This window comes from Streptomyces sp. AHA2, assembly GCF_036857595.1.
Classification (GTDB): Bacteria; Actinomycetota; Actinomycetes; order Streptomycetales; family Streptomycetaceae; genus Streptomyces.
This window is the reverse complement of sequence record NZ_JAUQWJ010000002.1, coordinates 694,096-713,823: the sequence shown is the minus strand read 5'-3', so window position 1 is coordinate 713,823 and position 19,728 is coordinate 694,096. Positions and strand designations below refer to the sequence as shown.

Sequence of the window (19,728 nt, the reverse complement as noted above, 5' to 3'; positions counted from 1 at the left end):
ACCCGGAGGACCGGCACCGCCCGGCGTGGGGCGGGGCCGAGCCCGACGACCCGGAGGACCGGCACCGCCCGGCGTGGGGCGGGGCCGAGCCCGACGACCCGGAGGACCGGCACCGCCCGGCGTGGTGAGTGACACCAGCCACGACGCCGGGGACGGGATGGCGCCACGTCGCGGACGGCCGGGTGTGCCGCCGCGTCGCGTCCGGTGGTGGCCCGTCAGCCGCCCCGGACTCCGGGTACGGCCCCGCGCCGGGGGGACGGGCCGGCGTCCCGGACCGCTGGGTGCGGCTCGCGGCTGCGCGGCGGCTCCTCCCGGCCCCGTCCCGCAACCCCGTCCGCCGTTCCGGATGCCGCGGCCGCTGCTCACTCCCCCGCCGCGGTCCCGCCCGCCCCCGCCCGCCGTCACCCCCGCGTGCGAGGATCGGAGACGTACCTCACAGCGCAGTGGAAGGGGAGCGGGCGATGGCCTCCAAGCCGCCCAAGAGTGATCCGGTTCAGGACGCGCCGCAGGTCGCCGGGCCACAGCACGCGGCGGCCGGGCTCCCCGCGATCGGGCACAGCCTGCGCGTCGCGCAGCGGCAGATGGGCGTCAGGCGCACCGCGCTGACCCTGCTGAGCGTGAACCAGAAGGACGGCTTCGACTGCCCGGGCTGCGCCTGGCCGGAGCCGGAGCACCGGCACAAGGCGGAGTTCTGCGAGAACGGCGCGAAGGCCGTGGCCGAGGAGGCCACCCTGCGCCGGGTCACTCCCGAGTTCTTCGCCGCGCACCCGGTCGCGGACCTGGCGGGCCGCAGCGGCTACTGGCTGGGCCAGCAGGGCCGGCTCACCCACCCCGTCCACCTTCCCGAGGGCGGCACGCACTACGAGCCGGTCACCTGGGAGCGCGCCTTCGACATCGTCGCGGAGGAGATCGCCGCCCTCGGCTCCCCGGACGAGGCCGTGTTCTACACGTCGGGCCGCACCAGCAACGAGGCCGCGTTCCTCTACCAGCTGTTCGCCCGTGAACTCGGCACGAACAACCTGCCCGACTGCTCGAACATGTGTCACGAGTCGTCCGGCTCGGCCCTGTCGGAGACCATCGGCATCGGCAAGGGCAGCGTCCTGCTGGAGGACCTGTACAAGGCCGACCTGATCATCGTGGCCGGGCAGAACCCGGGCACGAACCACCCCCGCATGCTGTCGGCCCTGGAGAAGGCCAAGGCGGGCGGTGCGAAGGTCATCAGCGTCAATCCGCTGCCCGAGGCGGGCCTGGAGCGCTTCAAGAACCCGCAGACCCCGCAGGGCATGCTCCGGGGCGCCGCGCTCACCGACCTGTTCCTGCAGATCCGCATCGGCGGCGACCAGGCGCTGTTCCGCCTGCTCAACAAGCTGATCCTGGAGACGCAGGGCGCGGTCGACGAGGCGTTCGTGCGCGAGCACACGCACGGCTTCGAGGAGTTCGCCGAGGCCGCCCGCGCCGCCGGCTGGGACGAGACGCTGACGGCGACCGGCCTCGCCCGTGAGGACATCGAGAAGGCCCTGGCCATGGTCCTGGCCTCGAAGCGGACCATCGTGTGCTGGGCGATGGGCCTCACCCAGCACAAGCACTCGGTGCCCACGATCCGCGAGATCGTGAACTTCCTGCTGCTGCGCGGGAACATCGGCCGCCCGGGTGCGGGCGTGTGCCCGGTGCGCGGCCACTCCAACGTGCAGGGCGACCGCACGATGGGCATCTTCGAACGCCCCGCCCCGGCGTTCCTGGACGCCCTGCAGCGGGAGTTCGGCTTCGCCCCGCCGCGCGCGCACGGCTACGACGTGGTCCGGGCCATCCGCGCGCTGCGCGACGGCGAGGCGAAGGTCTTCTTCGCCATGGGCGGCAACTTCGTCTCGGCCTCGCCCGACACCGAGGTGACCGAGGCGGCCGTGCGGCGGGCCCGGCTGACCGTGCACGTGTCGACGAAGCTGAACCGCTCGCACGTGGTCACGGGCGCGCGGGCCCTGATCCTGCCCACGCTCGGCCGCACCGAGCGCGATCTGCAGGGCGGCGGTGAGCAGTTCGTGACGGTCGAGGACTCCATGGGCATGGTGCACGCCTCCCGGGGCCGGCTGGAACCGGCGAGCCGCCACCTGCTGTCCGAGCCGGCCATCGTCTGCCGCCTGGCCCGCCGCGTCCTGGGCGAGAAGAGCGCCACTCCGTGGGAGGAGTTCGAAAGGGACTACGCGACGATCCGGGACCGCATCGCGCGCGTGGTCCCCGGCTTCGAGGACTTCAACGCGCGCGTGGCCCGCCCCGGCGGCTTCGCGCTCCCCCACGCCCCGCGCGACGAGCGCCGCTTCCCCACGGCCACCGGCAAGGCCAACTTCACGGCCGCGCCCGTGGAGTACCCCGAGCTTCCCGAGGGCCGGCTGCTGCTGCAGACCCTGCGTTCGCACGACCAGTACAACACCACGATCTACGGGCTCGACGACCGTTACCGGGGCATCCGGGGCGGCCGCCGGGTCGTGCTGGTCAACCCCGAGGACGCACGGGCGCTGCGGCTGGCCGACGGCGCGTACGTGGACCTGGTGGGCGAGTGGCGCGACGGCGTGGAGCGCCGGGCACCCGGCTTCCGGATCGTGCACTACCCGACGGCCCGGGGCTGCGCCGCGGCGTACTACCCGGAGACCAACGTGCTGGTGCCGCTGGACGCCACGGCGGACGTCAGCAACACCCCGGCCAGCAAGTCCGTGGTGGTGCGTCTGGAACAATCGGCGACCGACTGAGCGTTCGCTCAGGCACAGTGGTCGAGTGACGAGGACGAACGGAGCCGGGCCCCATGGGTGAGCAGCAGCAAGTGAAGTTCCCGCAAGAGGTCGTCGACGAGTACGCAGCGCTCGGTGTGGACCTCCCGGCGTTGTTCTCCGCCGGCCACCTCGGGACCCGGATGGGCGTCCAGATCACCGAGGCCTCGGCGGACCGGGTCGTCGGCACGATGCCGGTCGAGGGCAACACCCAGCCGTACGGGCTGCTGCACGGCGGGGCGTCCGCGGTGCTGGCCGAGACGCTCGGCTCGGTCGGTTCGATGCTGCACGGCGGCAGCAACAAGATCGCCGTCGGCGTGGACCTGAACTGCACCCACCACCGCGGCGTCCGCTCCGGCCTGGTCACCGGTGTGGCCACACCCGTGCACCGGGGACGCTCCACCGCCACCTACGAGATCGTGATCACCGACGAGAGCGGCAAGCGGGTGTGCACCGCCCGTCTGACCTGCCTGCTGCGCGACGTGCGGCCGGATGACGCGGAGATCGTCCGCGACGCGGGCTGAACGACGTAGGGAAAACCCTGGAGGGGCGGCCGCGGCCTTGTCGCGGCCGCCCTCACGCGCTTCACTGACGCTCCCCCCCCACAGGAGACGACCCGATCCACCCGCAGAAGGGTTTGTCTTGACCTCCGTACGCGCCCTCTCCGTCACCGCTGCGGCCTGCGCCGCCGTCCTGGCCACCGCGCTGCCGTCCTCGGCCGTCAACTCCTACAACGCCACGCCCGCCCCGGAGCGCACCGAGGTCGGCGCGCTCGTGGCCACCTGGGACGACGACGCCGACCCCGCCACCCCCGACCGCGTGGACTGGGTCTGTTCCGGCACCATGATCGACGCGGACACCTTCCTCACCGCCGCGCACTGCACCTCCGACTGGCCCGACAACGTCCGCTTCCACGTCTCCCTGGACCAGGACGTGCAGGCCGGGCTCGACGCGGCGGCGCGCACGCACCCCGGGGATCCGGCCGCGCAGGCCGCGGCCGTCGCCGTCCCGGGCACCGCGCACACGCACCCGGACTATCCGGGGCCCGCCTCCGACACCCACGACATCGCGGTGATCCAGGTCGACGCCGCCGCGGTCAAGGCCCGCTGGAGCTTCACCCCGGCCACCCTTCCCGGCGCGAACCAGCTCGGCGAACTGGGCCCGCAGGGGCTGAACGCCGCCGGCTGGACCGTGGCCGGATACGGCACCCAGGAGGCCGTCAACGGCCCCGGCGGCAAGACCCACCCCGGCGGCGGCGTCCGCATGAAGGCGCCGGTGGGCTTCAACGCCCTCAACGACTCCTGGGTCCGGCTGCAGATGACGGCACCGCAGGGCAACGGAGGCGCCTGCTACGGCGATTCGGGCGGTCCCAACTTCGCCGTGATCGACGGCAGGCGCATCCTGGCCGCCACCACGATCACCGGCGACTCCCCCTGCTACGCGACCAACGTGACGTACCGCCTGGACACCCCCGGCGCCCGTGCCTTCCTGGCCCCGTTCGTGCAACTGCCGTAGGGCATCGCGCACGCCCGTCGATCACACGGGGGTCCGCGACCGCTCAGGACGGCCGTCCGCCCCGCCGCTCGGCACCACGCACGACACGAGCCGGCGGGGCGGCCCGGTCCCCGGGCGGGACACGGCGTGGCCGGGACCGGTCACGGCCAACGTCCCTGCACACCACCGCCGTTGCCGGACCTGTACGCTCAATCAGCGTCAGGCGCAAGGAAGTTGATCGATCGCAACGGCGCGAGAACCCGCCGGACCGTCCACCCCGCGAGACGCGCGCACGGTCCGGAGCCGGCAGGCGGCCCGTCACGGCCCGGGACACATCGCCGAATCCGATTACCGGGGAGTTTCCCGTGTATAGACCACACAATTCCCTGGGTGACGCTGCGTAACGCGGGCGCAATACAAGACCGAACTCGCGCCTTCATCCGGGCCGATCCCGGAACCTTTCCGATCTTGTTCATGACGCCGCCGTCCCGGCCGGGGCACGATCTCAGCCACGACCAACCGGAAGTGCGCGTTCTCAGAATGCGGACTTCGGCGAAATTCCACCAAACCCGCCGAGAGCATCCGCGGCCGAGACCGGTCATCCATCACGTCATAACAAGAAAGTCACAAGCGAGCCCGCGCCGCTGACCCTGCCCTTAGCTCGGGCTTAGAGTCACGGCCAGTCACCGCTCCATCGGGAGTTCGGTACCAGCGCGGCACTCACCCCCCGACCAGGGCGGGGCCTGCCTGTGAAAGGACTGATTGTGCGACAGCGTTCCTTGGTGATTCTTACCTCCGTTCTCACGACCGGAGCTCTGACTCTCACCGCCTGCGGCTCCCGAGACGACAGCGGTGACAAGGGCGGAGACGGCGGGAGCGGCACCACTCTGACCATCGGCGTGGACGCGCCCCTGTCGGGTGAGAACTCCACCACCGGTCTCGGCATCCAGTACGGCGCCCAGATAGCCGTCGACGACGCCAACAAGAACAACTGGGTCCCGGGCGTGAAGTTCAAGCTCAAGGCCCTCGACGACAAGGCGCAGCCCGCCACCGGCCAGTCCAACGCCACCAACATCGTCGGCGACAAGACCGCCGTCGGCGCCGTCGGCCCGCTGAACTCCGGCGTCGCCCAGACGATGCAGCAGGTCTTCGCCTCGGCCAACATGGTCCAGATCTCCCCGGCGAACACCAACCCCGAACTGACCCAGGGCAAGAACTGGCAGACGGACAAGAAGCGTCCCTACAAGACGTACTTCCGCACCGCCACCACCGACGAGCTGCAGGGCAGCTTCGCCGCCGGCTACGCGTACAACGGCCTCAAGAAGAAGAAGGCCTTCGTCGTCGACGACAAGCAGACCTACGGCGCCGGCCTGGCCAAGATCTTCGGCGAGCAGTACAAGAAGCTCGGCGGCAAGGTCGTCGGCACCGACCACGTCAACACCGGCGACAAGGACTTCGGCTCCCTCGTCACGAAGATCAAGAACTCCGGCGCCGACCTGCTCTACTACGGCGGCCAGTACGACGAGTCCGCGCTGATCACCAAGCAGCTCAAGGACGCCGGCGTCAAGATCCCGCTGTTCGGCGGCGACGGCATGTTCGCCACCACCTACATCGAGGCCGCCGGCAAGTCCTCCGAGGGCGACCTGGCCACCGCCATCGGTGTCCCCGCCGACACCCTGCCCGCGGCCAAGCAGTTCATCCAGACCTACAAGGACAAGGGTTACAAGGGCGACTACGGCGCCTACGGCGCCTACGCCTACGACGCCACCACCGCCATCATCAAGGCCGTGAAGGCCGCGGCCGACGCCAACGGCGGCAAGGTGCCCAGCGACATCAACGACCTGCGCTCCAAGGTCGTCGAGGGTGTCCAGAAGGCCGACTTCGAGGGCCTCACCGGCAAGATCGCCTTCGACCAGTACGGCGACACCACCAACAAGCAGCTGACGGTGTACCAGGTCGAGAAGGGCGCCTGGAAGGCCGTCGAGACCGGCACCGCCGACCTGCAGTAGTCCGGCCCCCCAGCAAGCCCCACGGGCCGCGCGGAAGGAGGACCCCGACCGCGCGGCCCGTTTTCACACCCCCACACAGCACGCGACCACGCACGCATCCAGTGCACACGACCACCAGCGACATGGAGGCCATGCGGTGAACACCCTGCCGCAGCAGCTGGCCAACGGGCTGCTTCTCGGCTCGATGTACGGGCTGATCGCCATCGGCTACACGATGGTGTACGGCATCGTCCAGCTCATCAACTTCGCGCACGGCGAGATCTTCATGACCGGGGCCTTCGGCGCCCTCACGGTCTACTTCTACATCCTGCCCGACGGCACCTCGATGGCCCTCGCCGTACCGCTCATGCTCCTCGGCGGCGCCCTCGTGGCCATCCTCATAGCCGTCGGGGCGGAACGGTTCGCCTATCGACCACTGCGCGGGGCACCACGCCTGGCACCCCTCATCACGGCCATCGGCCTCTCCCTGGCCCTCCAGGAGGTCGTGCGCAACTTCTACCCCGGCGCCGACCGCGCCCGCGCCTTCCCCGGCCTCGACGCCACCCACGAGATCGGCTCCGTCACCATCAAGGACGCCGACATCTTCCTCATCCTGGCCGCCGTCATCTGCATGGCCGCCCTCGCCTTCTTCGTGCGCCGCAGCCGCACCGGCCGCGCCATGCAGGCCACCGCGCAGGACCCCGACACCGCGCAGCTCATGGGCATCGACACCAACCGCATCATCGTCATCGCCTTCGCCATCGGCGGCTTCTTCGCCGCCGTCGCCGCCGTCGCCTACGGACTCAAGTACGGCAACGTCGACTACCGCATGGGCTTCCTGATGGGCCTCAAGGCCTTCACCGCGGCCGTCCTCGGCGGCATCGGCAACATCTACGGCGCCATGCTCGGCGGCATCGTCCTCGGCATCGCCGAGACCCTCGCCTCCGCCTACATCGACGAGATCCCCGGTATGCAGCAGCTCGGCGGCCAGAGCTGGGCCAACGTGTGGGCCTTCTGCCTCCTCATCCTCGTGCTCCTCCTCAGGCCACAGGGCCTGCTCGGCGAGCGCGTCGCGGACAGGGCGTGATCACATGACCGAGACGACCAAGACCGAAGTGCCGGACGCCGTCCCCACCCCGACGCCCGCACCGCGCGGCCTCGTCCCGCTGCCCCTCGCGGCCGCCCGCGGCCTGCTGCTCGGCGGCGGCATCGCCACCGCGGCCTCCGCGTTCCTCGCCTGGACCTGGACCGCCGAGTTCCCCGGCGACCTCACCTACAACGGCTACCCCGGCGGCCTGCAGTGGCTCACCTTCACCGCCGGCCTGCTCACCGCCCTGTTCGCCCTCGCCTCCTACGGCATCCGCGGACTCGGCTGGCTGCTGCCCGCCCGCAACAACGCACCCCTCGTGCTCACCGCCCTCGGCGGCTTCGCCGTCACCTGGTTCACCGTCATCGCCATCAGCTCCACGCTCGGCGGCGTCGTCAACCTCGAACCCGGCGGCTGGCTCGCAGCCGTGGCCTCCCTGCTGCCCGTCCTCGGCGCCCTCGCCCTCCCCCAGGAGCGCACCGGCACCGGCACCAAGGCGGCCCTGAAGGACTACGTCGCCAAGCCCGAGCGCATCCCCGCCCCCCAAGCCACCGCGCCCTGGGTCCAGCGGGCCGTCATCACCGTCGTGACGATCATCGGCCTCGGCGTCTTCACCTACGGCATCGACACCGAGTACGGCGAACTCTTCGTCGGCTACCTCTTCGTCGTCGTCTTCGCCGTCTGGGCGCTGCACACCGCCGGCCTCCTCGACCGCTTCTCCGCGCTCGTCGCCGCCAACCGCAGCTTCGCCCTCGCCATGGGCTTCGCCGCGGCCATCGCCTTCCCCTTCACCCAGACCGACGACCACTACGCCAACATCGGCGTCAACATCCTGATCTTCGGGACCGTGGCCCTCGGCCTCAACATCGTCGTCGGCCTCGCCGGACTCCTCGACCTCGGATACGTCGCCTTCCTCGGCGTCGGCGCCTACACCGCCGCCCTCGTCTCCGGCTCCGAGTTCTCCACCATCTCCGGCGTCCACCTGCCCTTCTGGGCCTCCGCCCTGGCCGGCGCCGCCGCCTCCCTCGTGTTCGGCGTCCTCATCGGCGCCCCGACCCTGCGGCTGCGCGGCGACTACCTCGCCATCGTCACCCTCGGCTTCGGAGAGATCTTCCGCATCGCCGTCAACAACATGGACGGCCAGTCCGGACCCGACGTCACCAACGGCCCCAACGGCATCCCCTCCATCCCCGACCTGAAGCTGTTCGGCTTCAACTTCGGGGAGGCCCACGACATCGGCGGCTTCACCCTCGGCCGGTTCGCCAACTACTACCTGCTGATGGTCCTGATCATGGCCATCGTGGTCCTGGTCTACACGCGTGCCGCGGACTCCCGCATCGGCCGCTCCTGGATCGCCATCCGCGAGGACGAGACCGCCGCCACCGCCATGGGCATCAACGGCTTCCGCGTCAAGCTCATCGCCTTCGCCCTCGGCGCCGCCCTCGCCGGCCTCGCCGGCACCGTCAGCGCCCACGTCACCTACAGCGTGGTCCCCACGCCGTACCAGTTCGCCGGCTCCACCCCGCCCAACTCCGCGTTCCTCCTGGCCGCGGTGGTCCTCGGCGGCATGGGAACGGTCGCCGGACCGCTCCTCGGCGCGGCCCTGCTCTACCTGCTCCCCGAGAAGCTCGTCTTCCTCCAGGAGAAGTCGCTCCTCGCCTTCGGCATCGCGCTCATCCTCCTGATGCGCTTCCGCCCCGAAGGCATCATCGCCAACCGCCGGCGCCAGCTCGAATTCCACGAGACCGGCCAACTCGACGTACCGAAACAGACCACGCTGACCGACGAACCGGCCGTCACCAAGGCGGGGGCGTAACCATCATGACGACACCTGTACTCGAAGCCCGCGACGTCACGATGCGCTTCGGCGGCCTCACCGCCGTCCGCTCCGTCGACTTCACGGTCAACGCCGGCGAGATCGTCGGCCTCATCGGCCCCAACGGCGCCGGCAAGACCACCTTCTTCAACTGCCTGACCGGCCTGTACGTCCCCACCGAGGGCACCGTCTCCTACAAGGGCACCGTGCTCCCGCCCAAGCCCCACCTGGTCACCCAGGCCGGCATCGCCCGCACCTTCCAGAACATCCGCCTGTTCGCCAACATGACGGTCCTGGAGAACGTCCTCGTCGGCCGGCACACACGGACCAAGGAAGGCCTCTGGTCCGCCCTCCTGCGCGGCCCCGGCTTCAAGAAAGCCGAACGCGCCAGCGAGGAACGCGCCATGGAACTCCTGGAGTTCATCGGCCTCGCCCACAAGCGCGACCACCTCGCCCGCAACCTCCCCTACGGCGAGCAGCGCAAGCTGGAGATCGCCCGCGCCATGGCCTCCGAGCCCGGCCTGCTCCTCCTCGACGAGCCCACCGCCGGCATGAACCCCCAGGAGACCAGGGCCACCGAAGACCTCGTCTTCGCCATCCGCGACAAGGGCATCGCCGTGCTCCTCATCGAGCACGACATGCGCTTCGTCTTCAACCTCTCCGACCGCGTCGCCGTCCTCGTCCAGGGCGAGAAGCTCGTCGAGGGAACCGCCGAAGTCGTCCAGGCCGACGAGCGCGTCGTCGCCGCCTACCTGGGCGAGCCCTTCGAAGGCGACCCCGGCGAGGCAGAAGCCGCCGAGGTCGAGGCCGCCGAAGCCGCCGCCGACGCGACCAGCACCACCAGCAGCACCAAGGGAGAAGCCAAGTGACCGCACTCCTCGAAGTCGAGGACCTCCGGGTCTCCTACGGCAAGATCGAAGCCGTCAAGGGCATCTCCTTCAGCGTCGACGCCGGACAGGTCGTCACCCTCATCGGCACCAACGGCGCCGGCAAGACGACCACCCTGCGCACCCTCTCGGGCCTGCTCAAGCCCACCGCCGGGAAGATCCTCTTCGACGGCAAGCCCCTCAGCGGGATCCCCGCCCACAAGATCGTCTCCCTCGGCCTGGCCCACTCACCCGAAGGCCGGCACATCTTCCCGCGCCTGACGATCTTCGAGAACCTCCAGCTCGGCGCCTTCCTCCGCAAGGACAAGGACGGCATCGAGAAGGACATCCAGAAGGCGTACGACCTCTTCCCCATCCTCGGCGAACGCCGCAACCAGGCCGCCGGAACCCTCTCCGGCGGCGAGCAGCAGATGCTCGCCATGGGCCGGGCCCTGATGTCCCAGCCCAAGCTGCTCATGCTCGACGAGCCCTCCATGGGTCTCTCCCCGATCATGATGCAGAAGATCATGGCGACCATCTCGGAGCTCAAGTCCCAGGGCACGACCATCCTCCTGGTCGAGCAGAACGCCCAGGCGGCGCTCTCCCTGGCCGACCAGGGCCACGTCATGGAGGTCGGCAACATCGTCCTGTCCGGCACGGGTCAGGACCTGCTGCACGACGAGTCGGTGCGCAAGGCGTACCTGGGCGAGGACTGAGCGTCCCGCCGTAGACGAAAGAGGCCTGCTTCCCTCCGGCCGGAGGGAAGCAGGCCTCTTCCACGCTGCGGGATCAGCCCTTGCCGGCCTTCTTCTCCTCGGCGTCCTGGATGACCGCCTCCGCGACCTGCTGCATCGACATGCGGCGGTCCATCGACGTCTTCTGGATCCAGCGGAACGCGGCCGGCTCCGTCAGCCCGTACTCCGTCTGCAGGATCGACTTCGCCCGGTCCACCAGCTTGCGCGTCTCCAGCCGGAGCGTGAGATCGGCGACCTCCTTCTCCAGCTCCTTCAGCTCCGTGAACCGCGAGACGGCCATCTCGATGGCCGGAACGACATCACTCTTGCTGAACGGCTTCACGAGGTACGCCATGGCACCGGCGTCCCGCGCGCGCTCGACGAGGTCCCGCTGCGAGAACGCGGTCAGCATCAGCACCGGCGCGATGCTCTCCTCCGCGATCTTCTCGGCCGCCGAGATGCCGTCCAGCTTCGGCATCTTCACGTCCAGGATCACCAGATCGGGGCGGTGCTCACGGGCCAGCTCCACGGCCTGCTCACCGTCACCGGCCTCGCCGACGACGGTGTACCCCTCCTCCTCCAGCATCTCTTTGAGATCGAGCCGGATCAGGGCCTCGTCCTCGGCGATGACGACCCGCGTCGTCATCGGAGGCACGTGCGACTTGTCGTCATCAGGCACGTCGACAGGCTGGGGCGACTCGGGGGCACTCACGTGGGCTCCTTGGTAGGGGCAGGCCGGTACTGCTCCCAAGAGCGTACCTAGCTGCGGTATGGTGGTCGGGCAGTGGGTCGAGGTCAACCTTGGATTCACCGGGCCCCGGTAGCCCAATTGGCAGCAGGCAATGGATTCAAAACCCATACAGTGTCGGTTCGAGTCCGACCCGGGGCACTTTTCCTTCCATTCCAAGGTCACCACTCAGAAGCGGATGTCCACCTTCTCGTGAACATCCGCTTTTCGCTGCGTGTCGCCGGGAAGGCACTTCCACAGTGGCCCCATGTACGACATCAGCACGCGCAAGCGAGCGCTCGCACTGGTGAGCCGGGGCCACAGCCTCAACTCGGTGAGTCGTGAGACAGGCATTTCCCGGGCCGCGATCCGCGCATGGCAGGAGCGTCTCGAACCCCGTACGCGGATGACGCCACAGGACCTGGGACCGCCCGCCGACGAATCCGCGTACGCCTACCTGCTGGGCCTCTATCTCGGCGACGGCTGCATCAGCGCTCACCCGCGCGGGGGCCACTACCTCAGGATCGCCTGTGCGGACGCCTGGCCCGGGCTCATCGCGCAGTGCCGCGAGGCCGTCGAACGAGTACGCCCCGGCACCGGCGTCTACGCCGTGCAGAAGCAGGGCTGCGTCGCGGTCACCAGTTACTCCCGGAGCTGGCCGGCCCTCTTCCCCCAGCACGGTCCCGGCAAGAAGCACGAACGGCGGATCGCCCTCCAACCATGGCAGCACGCCATTGTCGACCGTCACCCGTGGGACTTCATCCGAGGGCTGATCCATTCCGACGGCTGCCGTGTCACCAACTGGACGACCCGGATCGTCGGCGGTCAACGCAAGCGCTACGAGTATCCGCGGTACTTCTTCACCAATGTCTCCGACGACATCGTCCGTCTCTTCACCACGGCGCTCGACCAGGTGGGAGTCGAATGGAAGAAGGCGAACGCGCACAACGTCTCCGTCGCCCGCAAAGCCTCCGTCGCCCTCATGGACGCCCACGTCGGGCCCAAGTACTGACGGCCGTCTACCGCGGGGCGTCGTCCTCGGCGATGTGGTGGACCCGGACCAGGTTCGTCGAGCCCGAGACGCCGGGTGGGGAGCCGGCCGTGATGACGACCGTGTCGCCCGGGCGGCAGCGGCCGTACTTGAGCAGCAGTTCGTCGACCTGCTCGACCATCGCGTCCGTGGAGTCCACGCTCGGACCGAGGAACGTCTCGACGCCCCAGCTGAGGCTGAGCTGGGAGCGGGTCGCCTGGTCAGGGGTGAAGGCCAGCAACGGAATGGGCGAGCGGTAGCGGGAGAGGCGGCGGGCGGTGTCGCCCGACTGGGTGAAGGCGACGAGGAAGCGGGCCCCGAGGAAGTCGCCCATCTCGGCCGCCGCGCGGGCGACGGCGCCGCCCTGGGTGCGGGGCTTGTTGCGCGCGGTCAGCGGCGGGAGGCCCTGGGCGAGGATGTCCTCTTCGGCGGCTTCGACGATGCGGGCCATGGTGCGGACGGTGTCGACGGGGTGTTTGCCGACGCTGGTCTCGCCGGAGAGCATGACCGCGTCGGTGCCGTCGATGACGGCGTTGGCGACGTCCGAGGCCTCGGCGCGGGTGGGCCGGGCGTTGTCGATCATCGAGTCGAGCATCTGGGTGGCGACGATGACCGGCTTGGCGTTGCGCCTGGCGAGGGTGATCGCGCGCTTCTGGACGAGGGGGACCTGTTCGAGGGGCATCTCGACGCCGAGGTCACCGCGGGCGACCATGATGCCGTCGAAGGCGGCGACGATGTCGTCGACGTTCTCGACGGCCTGGGGCTTTTCGATCTTGGCGATGACGGGGAGGCGGCGGCCTTCCTCGTCCATGATGCGGTGGACCTCCTGGATGTCGCGGCCGCTGCGGACGAAGGAGAGGGCGATGACGTCGAAGCCGGTGCGCAGGGCCCAGCGCAGGTCGTCCTCGTCCTTCTTGGACAGGGCGGGGACGGAGACGGCGACGCCGGGGAGGTTCAGTCCCTTGTGGTCGGAGACGACGCCGCCCTCGAGGACGGTGGTGTGGACGCGGGGGCCGTCGACGCCGGTGACGCGGAGGCAGACCTTGCCGTCGTCGACGAGGATGCGTTCGCCGGTGGTGACGTCGGCGGCGAGGCCGGCGTAGGTGGTGCCGCAGCCGTCACGGTCGCCTTCGGCGCCGTCCTCGACGGTGATGGTGAAGGTGTCGCCGCGTTCGAGGAGTACGGGGCCTTCGGTGAAGCGGCCGAGGCGGATCTTCGGGCCTTGGAGGTCGGCGAGCACGCCGACGCTGCGGCCGGTTTCGTCGGCGGCTTTGCGGACCCGGTGGTAGCGCTCCTCGTGTTCGGCGTGTCCGCCGTGGCTGAGGTTGAAGCGGGCTACGTCCATTCCGGCGTCGACCAGGTCTTTGATCCGGTCGTAGGTGTCGGTGGCGGGTCCCAGGGTGCAGACGATTTTCGCTCGGCGCATGGGACGAGCCTATGACTTACCGACTGGTAGTGAATTGGCCGGGCATGACGACTCAACGGACTTCATGTGAAGCGTTATTGACAGGTGTTGAATCGTGCGGCAGGGCGCTCCGATGAGCATTCCGGAGGAATTCGGTCGCGTTTTCGGAAAGGGCCCCGCCCGGGGGTCACAGGCGCGGCGGGACCATGGTGAAGCGGGCGTTCACCTGGGCGTGGACGTGCTGGCGCTGGGGTTCGAGGTCGAGGGGGGCGGGGGTGGCCTCGGTGGCGCCGGCGAAGGCGGCGGTGCGCATGCGGCCGGGGGCCTGGGGGTTGGCCGGCGGGGTGCCGTCGGCGCCGATGTCGGCGATCTCGACGAGGGCGGCGAGGGTGGTGCCGAGGGCGTCGGCGTATTCGCGGGCGCGCTGGACGGCTTCGTGCACGGCTTTCCTGCGGGCGTCGCGGTGGGCGGGTGAGTCGGGGCGCAGGGCCCACCAGGGGCCGTCGACGTGGGTGAGGTCGAGGTCGGCGAGGCGGGTGGTGAGTTCGCCGAGGGCGGTGAAGTCGGTGAGTTCGGCGGTGACGCGGACGCTGCCGTGGTAGGTGCGGACGCGTTCGCCGCGGCCGTGTTTGGTGAGTTCGGGGGTGATGGAGAAGGCGCCGGTCTCCAGGCGTTCGACGGCGTCGCCGTAGGTCTTGACGAGGTCGAGGACGGCGGCGTTGCGGCGGGTGAGGTCGTCGAGGGCGGAGCGGCGGTCGCGGCCGCGGGCGGCGACGGTGATGCCGATGCGGGCGATCTCGGGGTCGACTTCGATGCGGGCTTCGCCGCGGACGGCTATGCGGGGGGCGTCGGGGGTGCCGTAGGGGGCGGCGGGCCGGGGGGTGTCCGTGGGGGCGGTCATACGCCCCACTCTGTCACGGTGTGGCGGCGGTCCGGGGCGGAGTCGGGGGTTCCAGTCACCGGATCGCAACCTGCCGGGTCTGGTCCGTTCGGTCATGTCCGGGTCAGAATCTACGCGCGTTATCTACGCGCGTTCACAGATTCCGCGAGGAGAGCCAGACATGCCGTTGAACCGCCGGAAGTTCCTGGGGAAGTCCGCTGCGACCGGGGCGGGGGTGGCGCTGGCCGGGGCGGTCGCAGCGCCGGGTGCCCAGGCGGCCGAGGCGCGGGGCGGGCGGCCCGTGAAGCGGTACGCGTTCACCGTGATGGGCACGACGGACCTGCACGGCAACGTCTTCAACTGGGACTACTTCACGGACAAGGAGTTCGACGACAAGGACCACAACGACGTGGGCCTGGCGAAGGTCTCCACGCTGGTGAACCGGGTCCGTGCGGAGAAGGGCCGCCGCAACACGCTGCTGATCGACGCGGGCGACACCATCCAGGGCACGCAGCTGTCGTACTACTACGCCAAGGTGGACCCGATCACCGCCGAGGGCGGGCCGGTGCACCCGATGGCGCAGGCGATGAACGCGATGGACTACGACGCGGCGGCGCTCGGCAATCACGAGTTCAACTACGGCATCCCGGTGCTGCGCAAGTTCGAGCAGCAGTGCCGTTTCCCGCTGCTGGGCGCCAACGCGCTGGACGCGAAGACGCTGCGGCCGGCGTTCGCGCCGTACAGCATGCACCGGCTGCGCACGCCGCACGGGCGGGACGTGAAGGTGGCGGTGCTGGGGCTCACGAACCCGGGCATCGCGATCTGGGACAAGGCGAACGTGCAGGGCAGGATGACGTTCCCGGGGCTGGAGGAGCAGGCGGCGACGTGGGTGCCGAAGCTGCGCTCGATGGGTGCGGACGTGGTGATCGTCTCGGCGCACAGCGGTTCGTCGGGCACGTCGTCCTACGGTGACCAGCTGCCGTACGTGGAGAACGCGGCCGGTCTGGTGGCCGAGCAGGTGCCGGGCATCGACGCGATCCTGGTGGGACACGCGCACACGGAGATCCCCGAGTACTTCGTCACGAACAAGACAACCGGCAAGAAGGTCGTGCTGTCGGAGCCGCTCAAGTGGGGTCAGCGGCTGACGCTGTTCGACTTCGAGCTGGTCTGGGAGAAGGGCTGCTGGAAGGTCGAGAAGGTGGGCGCGAAGGTCCTCAACTCCAACACGGTGGAGGAGGACGCGAAGATCACCGGGCTGCTGTCGGACGAGCACGCGAAGGTGGTCGCGTACGTCAACCAGGTCATCGGCACCAACGCGGCGGAGATGACGTCGGCCGAGGCGCCCTTCAAGGACGTGCCGATCATCGACCTGATCAACCACATCCAGGCCGACACGGTGAAGCAGGCCCTGGCGGGCACCGAGCACGCGGCGCTGCCGGTGCTGTCGCAGGCGGCGTGCTTCTCGCGCAGCGCGCGGATCCCGGCCGGCGAGGTGACGATCCGGGACGTGGCGGGGCTGTACGTCTTCGAGAACACGCTGGAGGCGCGTCTGATGACGGGTGCGCAGATGAAGGCGTACCTGGAGTTCTCGGCGAACTACTACGTGCGGACGCCGGCCGGGGCGCCGGTGGAGCCGGCGAAGCTGACCAACGCGGGCGGCATCCCGGACTACAACTACGACGTGGTGAGCGGTCTGTCGTACGAGATCGACATCGCGAGGCCGGCCGGGTCGCGGGTGACGAACGTGCGGTTCTCGGGGCAGCCGCTCGCGGACGACGCGAAGTTCGTGTTCGCGGTGAACAACTACCGGGCCAACGGCGGCGGCAACTTCCCGCACGTCGCCGCGGCCCCGGTGCTGTGGTCGAACTCGGAGGAGATCCGCAACACCATGATCGCCTGGGTGAAGGCGAAGGGGTCGATCGACCCGGCCGTGTTCGCGGCGGTGGACTGGAGGCTGACGCGCGAGGGCGCACCGGTGTTCTGAGCCGCGTGTCCGCTCACCGGCGGTCGTCGACCAGCGGGGTCAGGACCGGTGCCTCGCGGGGCGGCGGCACGTGGCGGGGCTGGGTGAGGCCGAAGGTGGTGAAGGCGGTGCGGCGCGGGAGTCCGTAGGCTTCCCTGCCGGTCAGGGAGTTGAGGATGATCGCGCCGCGCCAGGCGGTGAGGCCGAGGTCCGGGGCGCCGACGCCGTGGGTGTGGGTCTCGGCGTTCTGGACGTAGACGGTGCCGGTGACGGACGGGTCGAGGACGAGGCGGTGGTCCTCGTCGATGCGGGGCCGCTCGGCGTTGTCGCGGCGCAGGTAGGGGTCGAGGCCGGCGAGGAGCCGGTCCAGGGGGCGTTCGCGGTAGCCGGTGGCGAGGACGACGGCGTCGGTGGTGAGGCGGGAGCGGCTGCCCTGCAGTTCGTGTTCCAGGTGCAGTTCGACCTTCGTCGTGGCGACGCGGCCGGCGGTGCGGACGTGGACGCCGGGCGTCAGGACGGCGTCGGGCCAGCCGCCGTGCAGGCTGCGGCGGTACAGCTCGTCGTGGATGGCGGCGATGGTGGCGGCGTCGATGCCCTTGTGCAGTTGCCACTGCCCGGCGACGAGCCGGTCGCGGGTGGACTCGGGCAGCGCGTGGAAGTAGCGGGTGTGGTCGGGGGTGAAGTGCTCCAGGCCGAGCTTGGAGTACTCCATGGGCGCGAAGGCGCCGGTGCGGCCCAGCCAGTGCAGTCGTTCCCGGCCCGTGGGCCGGTTGCTAAGCAGGTCGAGGAAGATCTCGGCGCCGGACTGGCCGGTGCCGACGACGGTGACGTGCCCGGCGGCCAGCAGGGTGTCGCGGTGGTCGAGGTAGTCGGCGGCGTGCACGACGGGCACGGCGGGGGCCTGGACGAGGGGCTTGAGCGGGTCGGGGACGTGCGGTTCGGTGCCGATGCCGAGGACGACGTTGCGGGTGTGGGTGCGGCCGAGGGCTTCGGCTTCCCCGTCGGTGTCGAGCTGGGTGAAGTCGACTTCGAACAGGTCCCGTTCGGGGTTCCAGCGCACGGCGTCGACCTGGTGGCCGAAGTGCAGGCCGGGCAGGTTCTCGGTGACCCAGCGGCAGTAGGCGTCGTACTCGGCGCGGTGGATGTGGAAGCGCTCGGCGAAGTAGAAGGGGAAGAGCCGTTCGCGGGACCTGAGGTAGTTGAGGAACGTCCAGGGGCTGGTGGGGTCGACGAGGGTCACCAGGTCGGCGAGGTAGGGCACCTGGATGGTGGCGCCGTCGATGAGCAGTCCGGGGTGCCAGCCGAAGGCGGGGCGCTGGTCGTAGAAGACCGTGTCGAGGTCGCCGAGGGGGTGGGCGAGGGCGGCGAGGGAGAGGTTGGCGGGACCGATGCCGATGCCGACGAGGTCGCGGGGGGCGCCGGACTCGTGGTGCGGGTGGGGCGCCGGGGTGTGGTCGGGGTTCATCGGGGGGTGTGTCCTTCCGCGAGGGTCGCTCGGCGCGCTGCCACGAGGTGCAGCAGGGCGGCCAGGTCGTCGGGGCCGGTGGCGGGGTTGAGCAGGGTGGCCTTCAGCCAGAGCCGGCCGTCGAGGCGGGCCCGGCCGAGGACGGCCGTGCCGTCGCCGAGCAGGGCGCGGCGCACGGCGGCCACGGTGGTGTCCGGGGCTCCGGCGGGACGGAACAGCACGGTGCTGAGGGCGGGCGGCGCGTGCAGGTCGAAGCCGGGGTGGTCGCGGACGAGGGCGGCGAACTCCTGCGCCTGGGCGTGCACCTGGTCGACGAGTGCGCCGAGACCCTCGCGGCCGAGGGTCTTGAGGGTCACCGCGAGTTTGAGGATGTCGGGGCGCCGGGTGGTGCGCAGGGAGCGGCCGAGCAGGTCCGGCAGTCCGGCGTCGGTGTCGTCGTCGGCGTTGAGGTAGTCGGCGCGGTGCCGCAGGGCGTCGAGGTCGCGGGGGTCGCGGACGGCGAGGATGCCGGCGGCGGCGGGTTGCCAGCCGAGCTTGTGCAGGTCGAGGGTGACGGTGTCGGCGGCGTCGAGTCCGTCGAGCAGGGCGCGGTGCCGGGTGCTGAACAGCAGGGCACCGCCGTAGGCGGCGTCGATGTGCAGCCGCGCGCCGTGGGTGGCGCAGCGGGCGGCGATCTCGGGCAGTGGGTCGATCAGGCCGGCGTCGGTGGTGCCGGCGGTGGCGGCGACGAGCAGGGGGCCGGGTGTGCGGGTGAGGGCCGTGTCGAGGGCGGCGGGGTCGAGCCTGCCGCCGGGGGCGGGCACGACGACGGGGTGGGGCAGGCCGAGCAGCCAGGCGGCGCGCGGCAGCGAGTGGTGCGCGTTGCCGCCGACGACGAGCCGGACGGTTGGGCCGCCGGCTTCGCGGGCGAGCAGCAGGGCGAGTTGGTTGGCCTCGGTGCCGCCGGTGGTGACGAGCGCGTCCGGGCTGCCGCCGGGCCCGTGGATCTCCCGGGCGAGGGCCTGGGTGACCATCGCCTCGAGTGCGGAGGCGGCCGGGGCCTGGTCCCAGGAGTCCAGGGAGGGGTTGAGGGCGGAGGCGGCGAGGTCGGCCGCGGCGGCGACGGCCAGGGGCGGGCAGTGCAGGTGGGCGGCGCAGTGGGGGTGGGCGGGGTCGGCGGCGCCCTCGGCGAGGGCCCGGACCAGGGTGTGCAGCGCCTGCGGGTCGCCGCGGTCGGGGAGGATCTCCCCGACCGTCCGGCGCAGCCGCGCGGCGACCGCCTGCGGCCCGCCCGCCGGCAGCGGCCCGCCGCGGGCCCGGGCACCGGTGTCGAGCGCGTCGAGGACGGTGGCGAGCAGCGGCCGCAGGGCGCGGGGCCCTTGGGGGCCCGAGGCGAGGGACGGCGTGCGCATGAGCTGACCTCCGGGACACGGGGCGAACCGCCCGGACAGCCCAACGACGCAACCCGGCCGGAGGTGTTCCTGCGCTCGGTGTCGGTTGCGGGTGGGGCCGCTGCCCGGGGGGCGTGCGCCCGG

The 19,728-nt window shown here is 70.7% G+C and carries 15 protein-coding genes and 1 tRNA gene; 11 read left to right on the top strand and 5 right to left on the bottom strand.

The window, feature by feature from the left end:
* Window positions 1–461: 461 nt before the first annotated feature.
* The 8 genes from Q5694_RS07275 (at window position 462) to Q5694_RS07240 (ending at window position 10,726) form a co-directional block, all read left to right on the top strand.
* Entirely contained in the window at window positions 462–2,741 is a 2,280-nt protein-coding gene (locus Q5694_RS07275) for an FdhF/YdeP family oxidoreductase (protein WP_333931279.1), read from the top strand.
* A gap of 53 nt (window positions 2,742–2,794) precedes the next feature.
* Window positions 2,795–3,283, top strand: coding sequence for a PaaI family thioesterase (locus Q5694_RS07270; RefSeq protein WP_333931278.1), 489 nt, complete (start codon window positions 2,795–2,797; stop codon window positions 3,281–3,283).
* A gap of 118 nt (window positions 3,284–3,401) precedes the next feature.
* Entirely contained in the window at window positions 3,402–4,274 is an 873-nt protein-coding gene (locus Q5694_RS07265) for a trypsin-like serine protease (RefSeq protein WP_333931277.1), read from the top strand.
* Between the two features lie 758 nt (window positions 4,275–5,032).
* On the top strand, window positions 5,033–6,262 hold the full coding sequence (locus Q5694_RS07260; protein ID WP_333931310.1) for a branched-chain amino acid ABC transporter substrate-binding protein: 1,230 nt from the start codon (window positions 5,033–5,035) through the stop codon (window positions 6,260–6,262).
* Between the two features lie 136 nt (window positions 6,263–6,398).
* A complete protein-coding gene (locus Q5694_RS07255) occupies window positions 6,399–7,328 on the top strand; it encodes a branched-chain amino acid ABC transporter permease (RefSeq protein ID WP_333931276.1) in 930 nt (309 codons plus the stop codon).
* Window positions 7,329–7,332: 4 nt separating this feature from the next.
* Entirely contained in the window at window positions 7,333–9,144 is a 1,812-nt protein-coding gene (locus tag Q5694_RS07250; RefSeq protein WP_333931275.1) for a branched-chain amino acid ABC transporter permease, read from the top strand.
* 5 nt (window positions 9,145–9,149) lie between these two features.
* Complete coding sequence (locus Q5694_RS07245; protein WP_333931274.1) at window positions 9,150–10,013, top strand: ABC transporter ATP-binding protein; 864 nt, start codon at window positions 9,150–9,152, stop codon at window positions 10,011–10,013.
* Window positions 10,010–10,726, top strand: a complete 717-nt coding sequence (locus Q5694_RS07240) for an ABC transporter ATP-binding protein (RefSeq protein ID WP_333931273.1) — start codon at window positions 10,010–10,012, stop codon at window positions 10,724–10,726. Before Q5694_RS07245 ends, Q5694_RS07240 begins: the two co-directional genes overlap by 4 nt.
* A 73-nt stretch (window positions 10,727–10,799) precedes the next feature.
* On the opposite strand, the gene Q5694_RS07235 is transcribed toward Q5694_RS07240, so the two are convergent.
* On the bottom strand, window positions 10,800–11,456 hold the full coding sequence (locus Q5694_RS07235) for an ANTAR domain-containing response regulator (protein WP_333931272.1): 657 nt from the start codon (window positions 11,454–11,456) through the stop codon (window positions 10,800–10,802).
* A gap of 102 nt (window positions 11,457–11,558) precedes the next feature.
* Here Q5694_RS07235 and Q5694_RS07230 point away from each other — a divergent pair.
* Window positions 11,559–11,633 (top strand) — tRNA-Leu (locus Q5694_RS07230).
* A gap of 106 nt (window positions 11,634–11,739) precedes the next feature.
* Window positions 11,740–12,483 carry a helix-turn-helix domain-containing protein gene (locus Q5694_RS07225; protein ID WP_333931271.1) on the top strand — a complete coding sequence of 248 codons (744 nt, stop codon included), beginning with the start codon at window positions 11,740–11,742 and terminating at the stop codon, window positions 12,481–12,483.
* 7 nt (window positions 12,484–12,490) lie between these two features.
* Here Q5694_RS07225 and pyk read toward each other — a convergent pair whose 3' ends face one another.
* Together pyk and Q5694_RS07215 are read right to left on the bottom strand one after the other, a co-directional pair.
* On the bottom strand, window positions 12,491–13,927 hold the full coding sequence (gene pyk, locus Q5694_RS07220) for a pyruvate kinase (RefSeq protein ID WP_333931270.1): 1,437 nt from the start codon (window positions 13,925–13,927) through the stop codon (window positions 12,491–12,493).
* 166 nt (window positions 13,928–14,093) lie between these two features.
* On the bottom strand, window positions 14,094–14,807 hold the full coding sequence (locus tag Q5694_RS07215; protein ID WP_333931269.1) for an SIMPL domain-containing protein: 714 nt from the start codon (window positions 14,805–14,807) through the stop codon (window positions 14,094–14,096).
* A gap of 160 nt (window positions 14,808–14,967) precedes the next feature.
* On the opposite strand from Q5694_RS07215, the gene Q5694_RS07210 reads away from it, so the two are divergent.
* A complete protein-coding gene (locus Q5694_RS07210; RefSeq protein WP_333931268.1) occupies window positions 14,968–16,770 on the top strand; it encodes a bifunctional metallophosphatase/5'-nucleotidase in 1,803 nt (600 codons plus the stop codon).
* A gap of 13 nt (window positions 16,771–16,783) precedes the next feature.
* On the opposite strand, the gene Q5694_RS07205 is transcribed toward Q5694_RS07210, so the two are convergent.
* Entirely contained in the window at window positions 16,784–18,214 is a 1,431-nt protein-coding gene (locus Q5694_RS07205; protein WP_333931267.1) for a lysine N(6)-hydroxylase/L-ornithine N(5)-oxygenase family protein, read from the bottom strand.
* On the bottom strand, window positions 18,211–19,605 hold the full coding sequence (locus Q5694_RS07200; protein ID WP_333931266.1) for a pyridoxal phosphate-dependent decarboxylase family protein: 1,395 nt from the start codon (window positions 19,603–19,605) through the stop codon (window positions 18,211–18,213). The genes Q5694_RS07205 and Q5694_RS07200 overlap by 4 nt, the downstream gene beginning before the upstream one ends.
* Window positions 19,606–19,728: the final 123 nt, after the last annotated feature.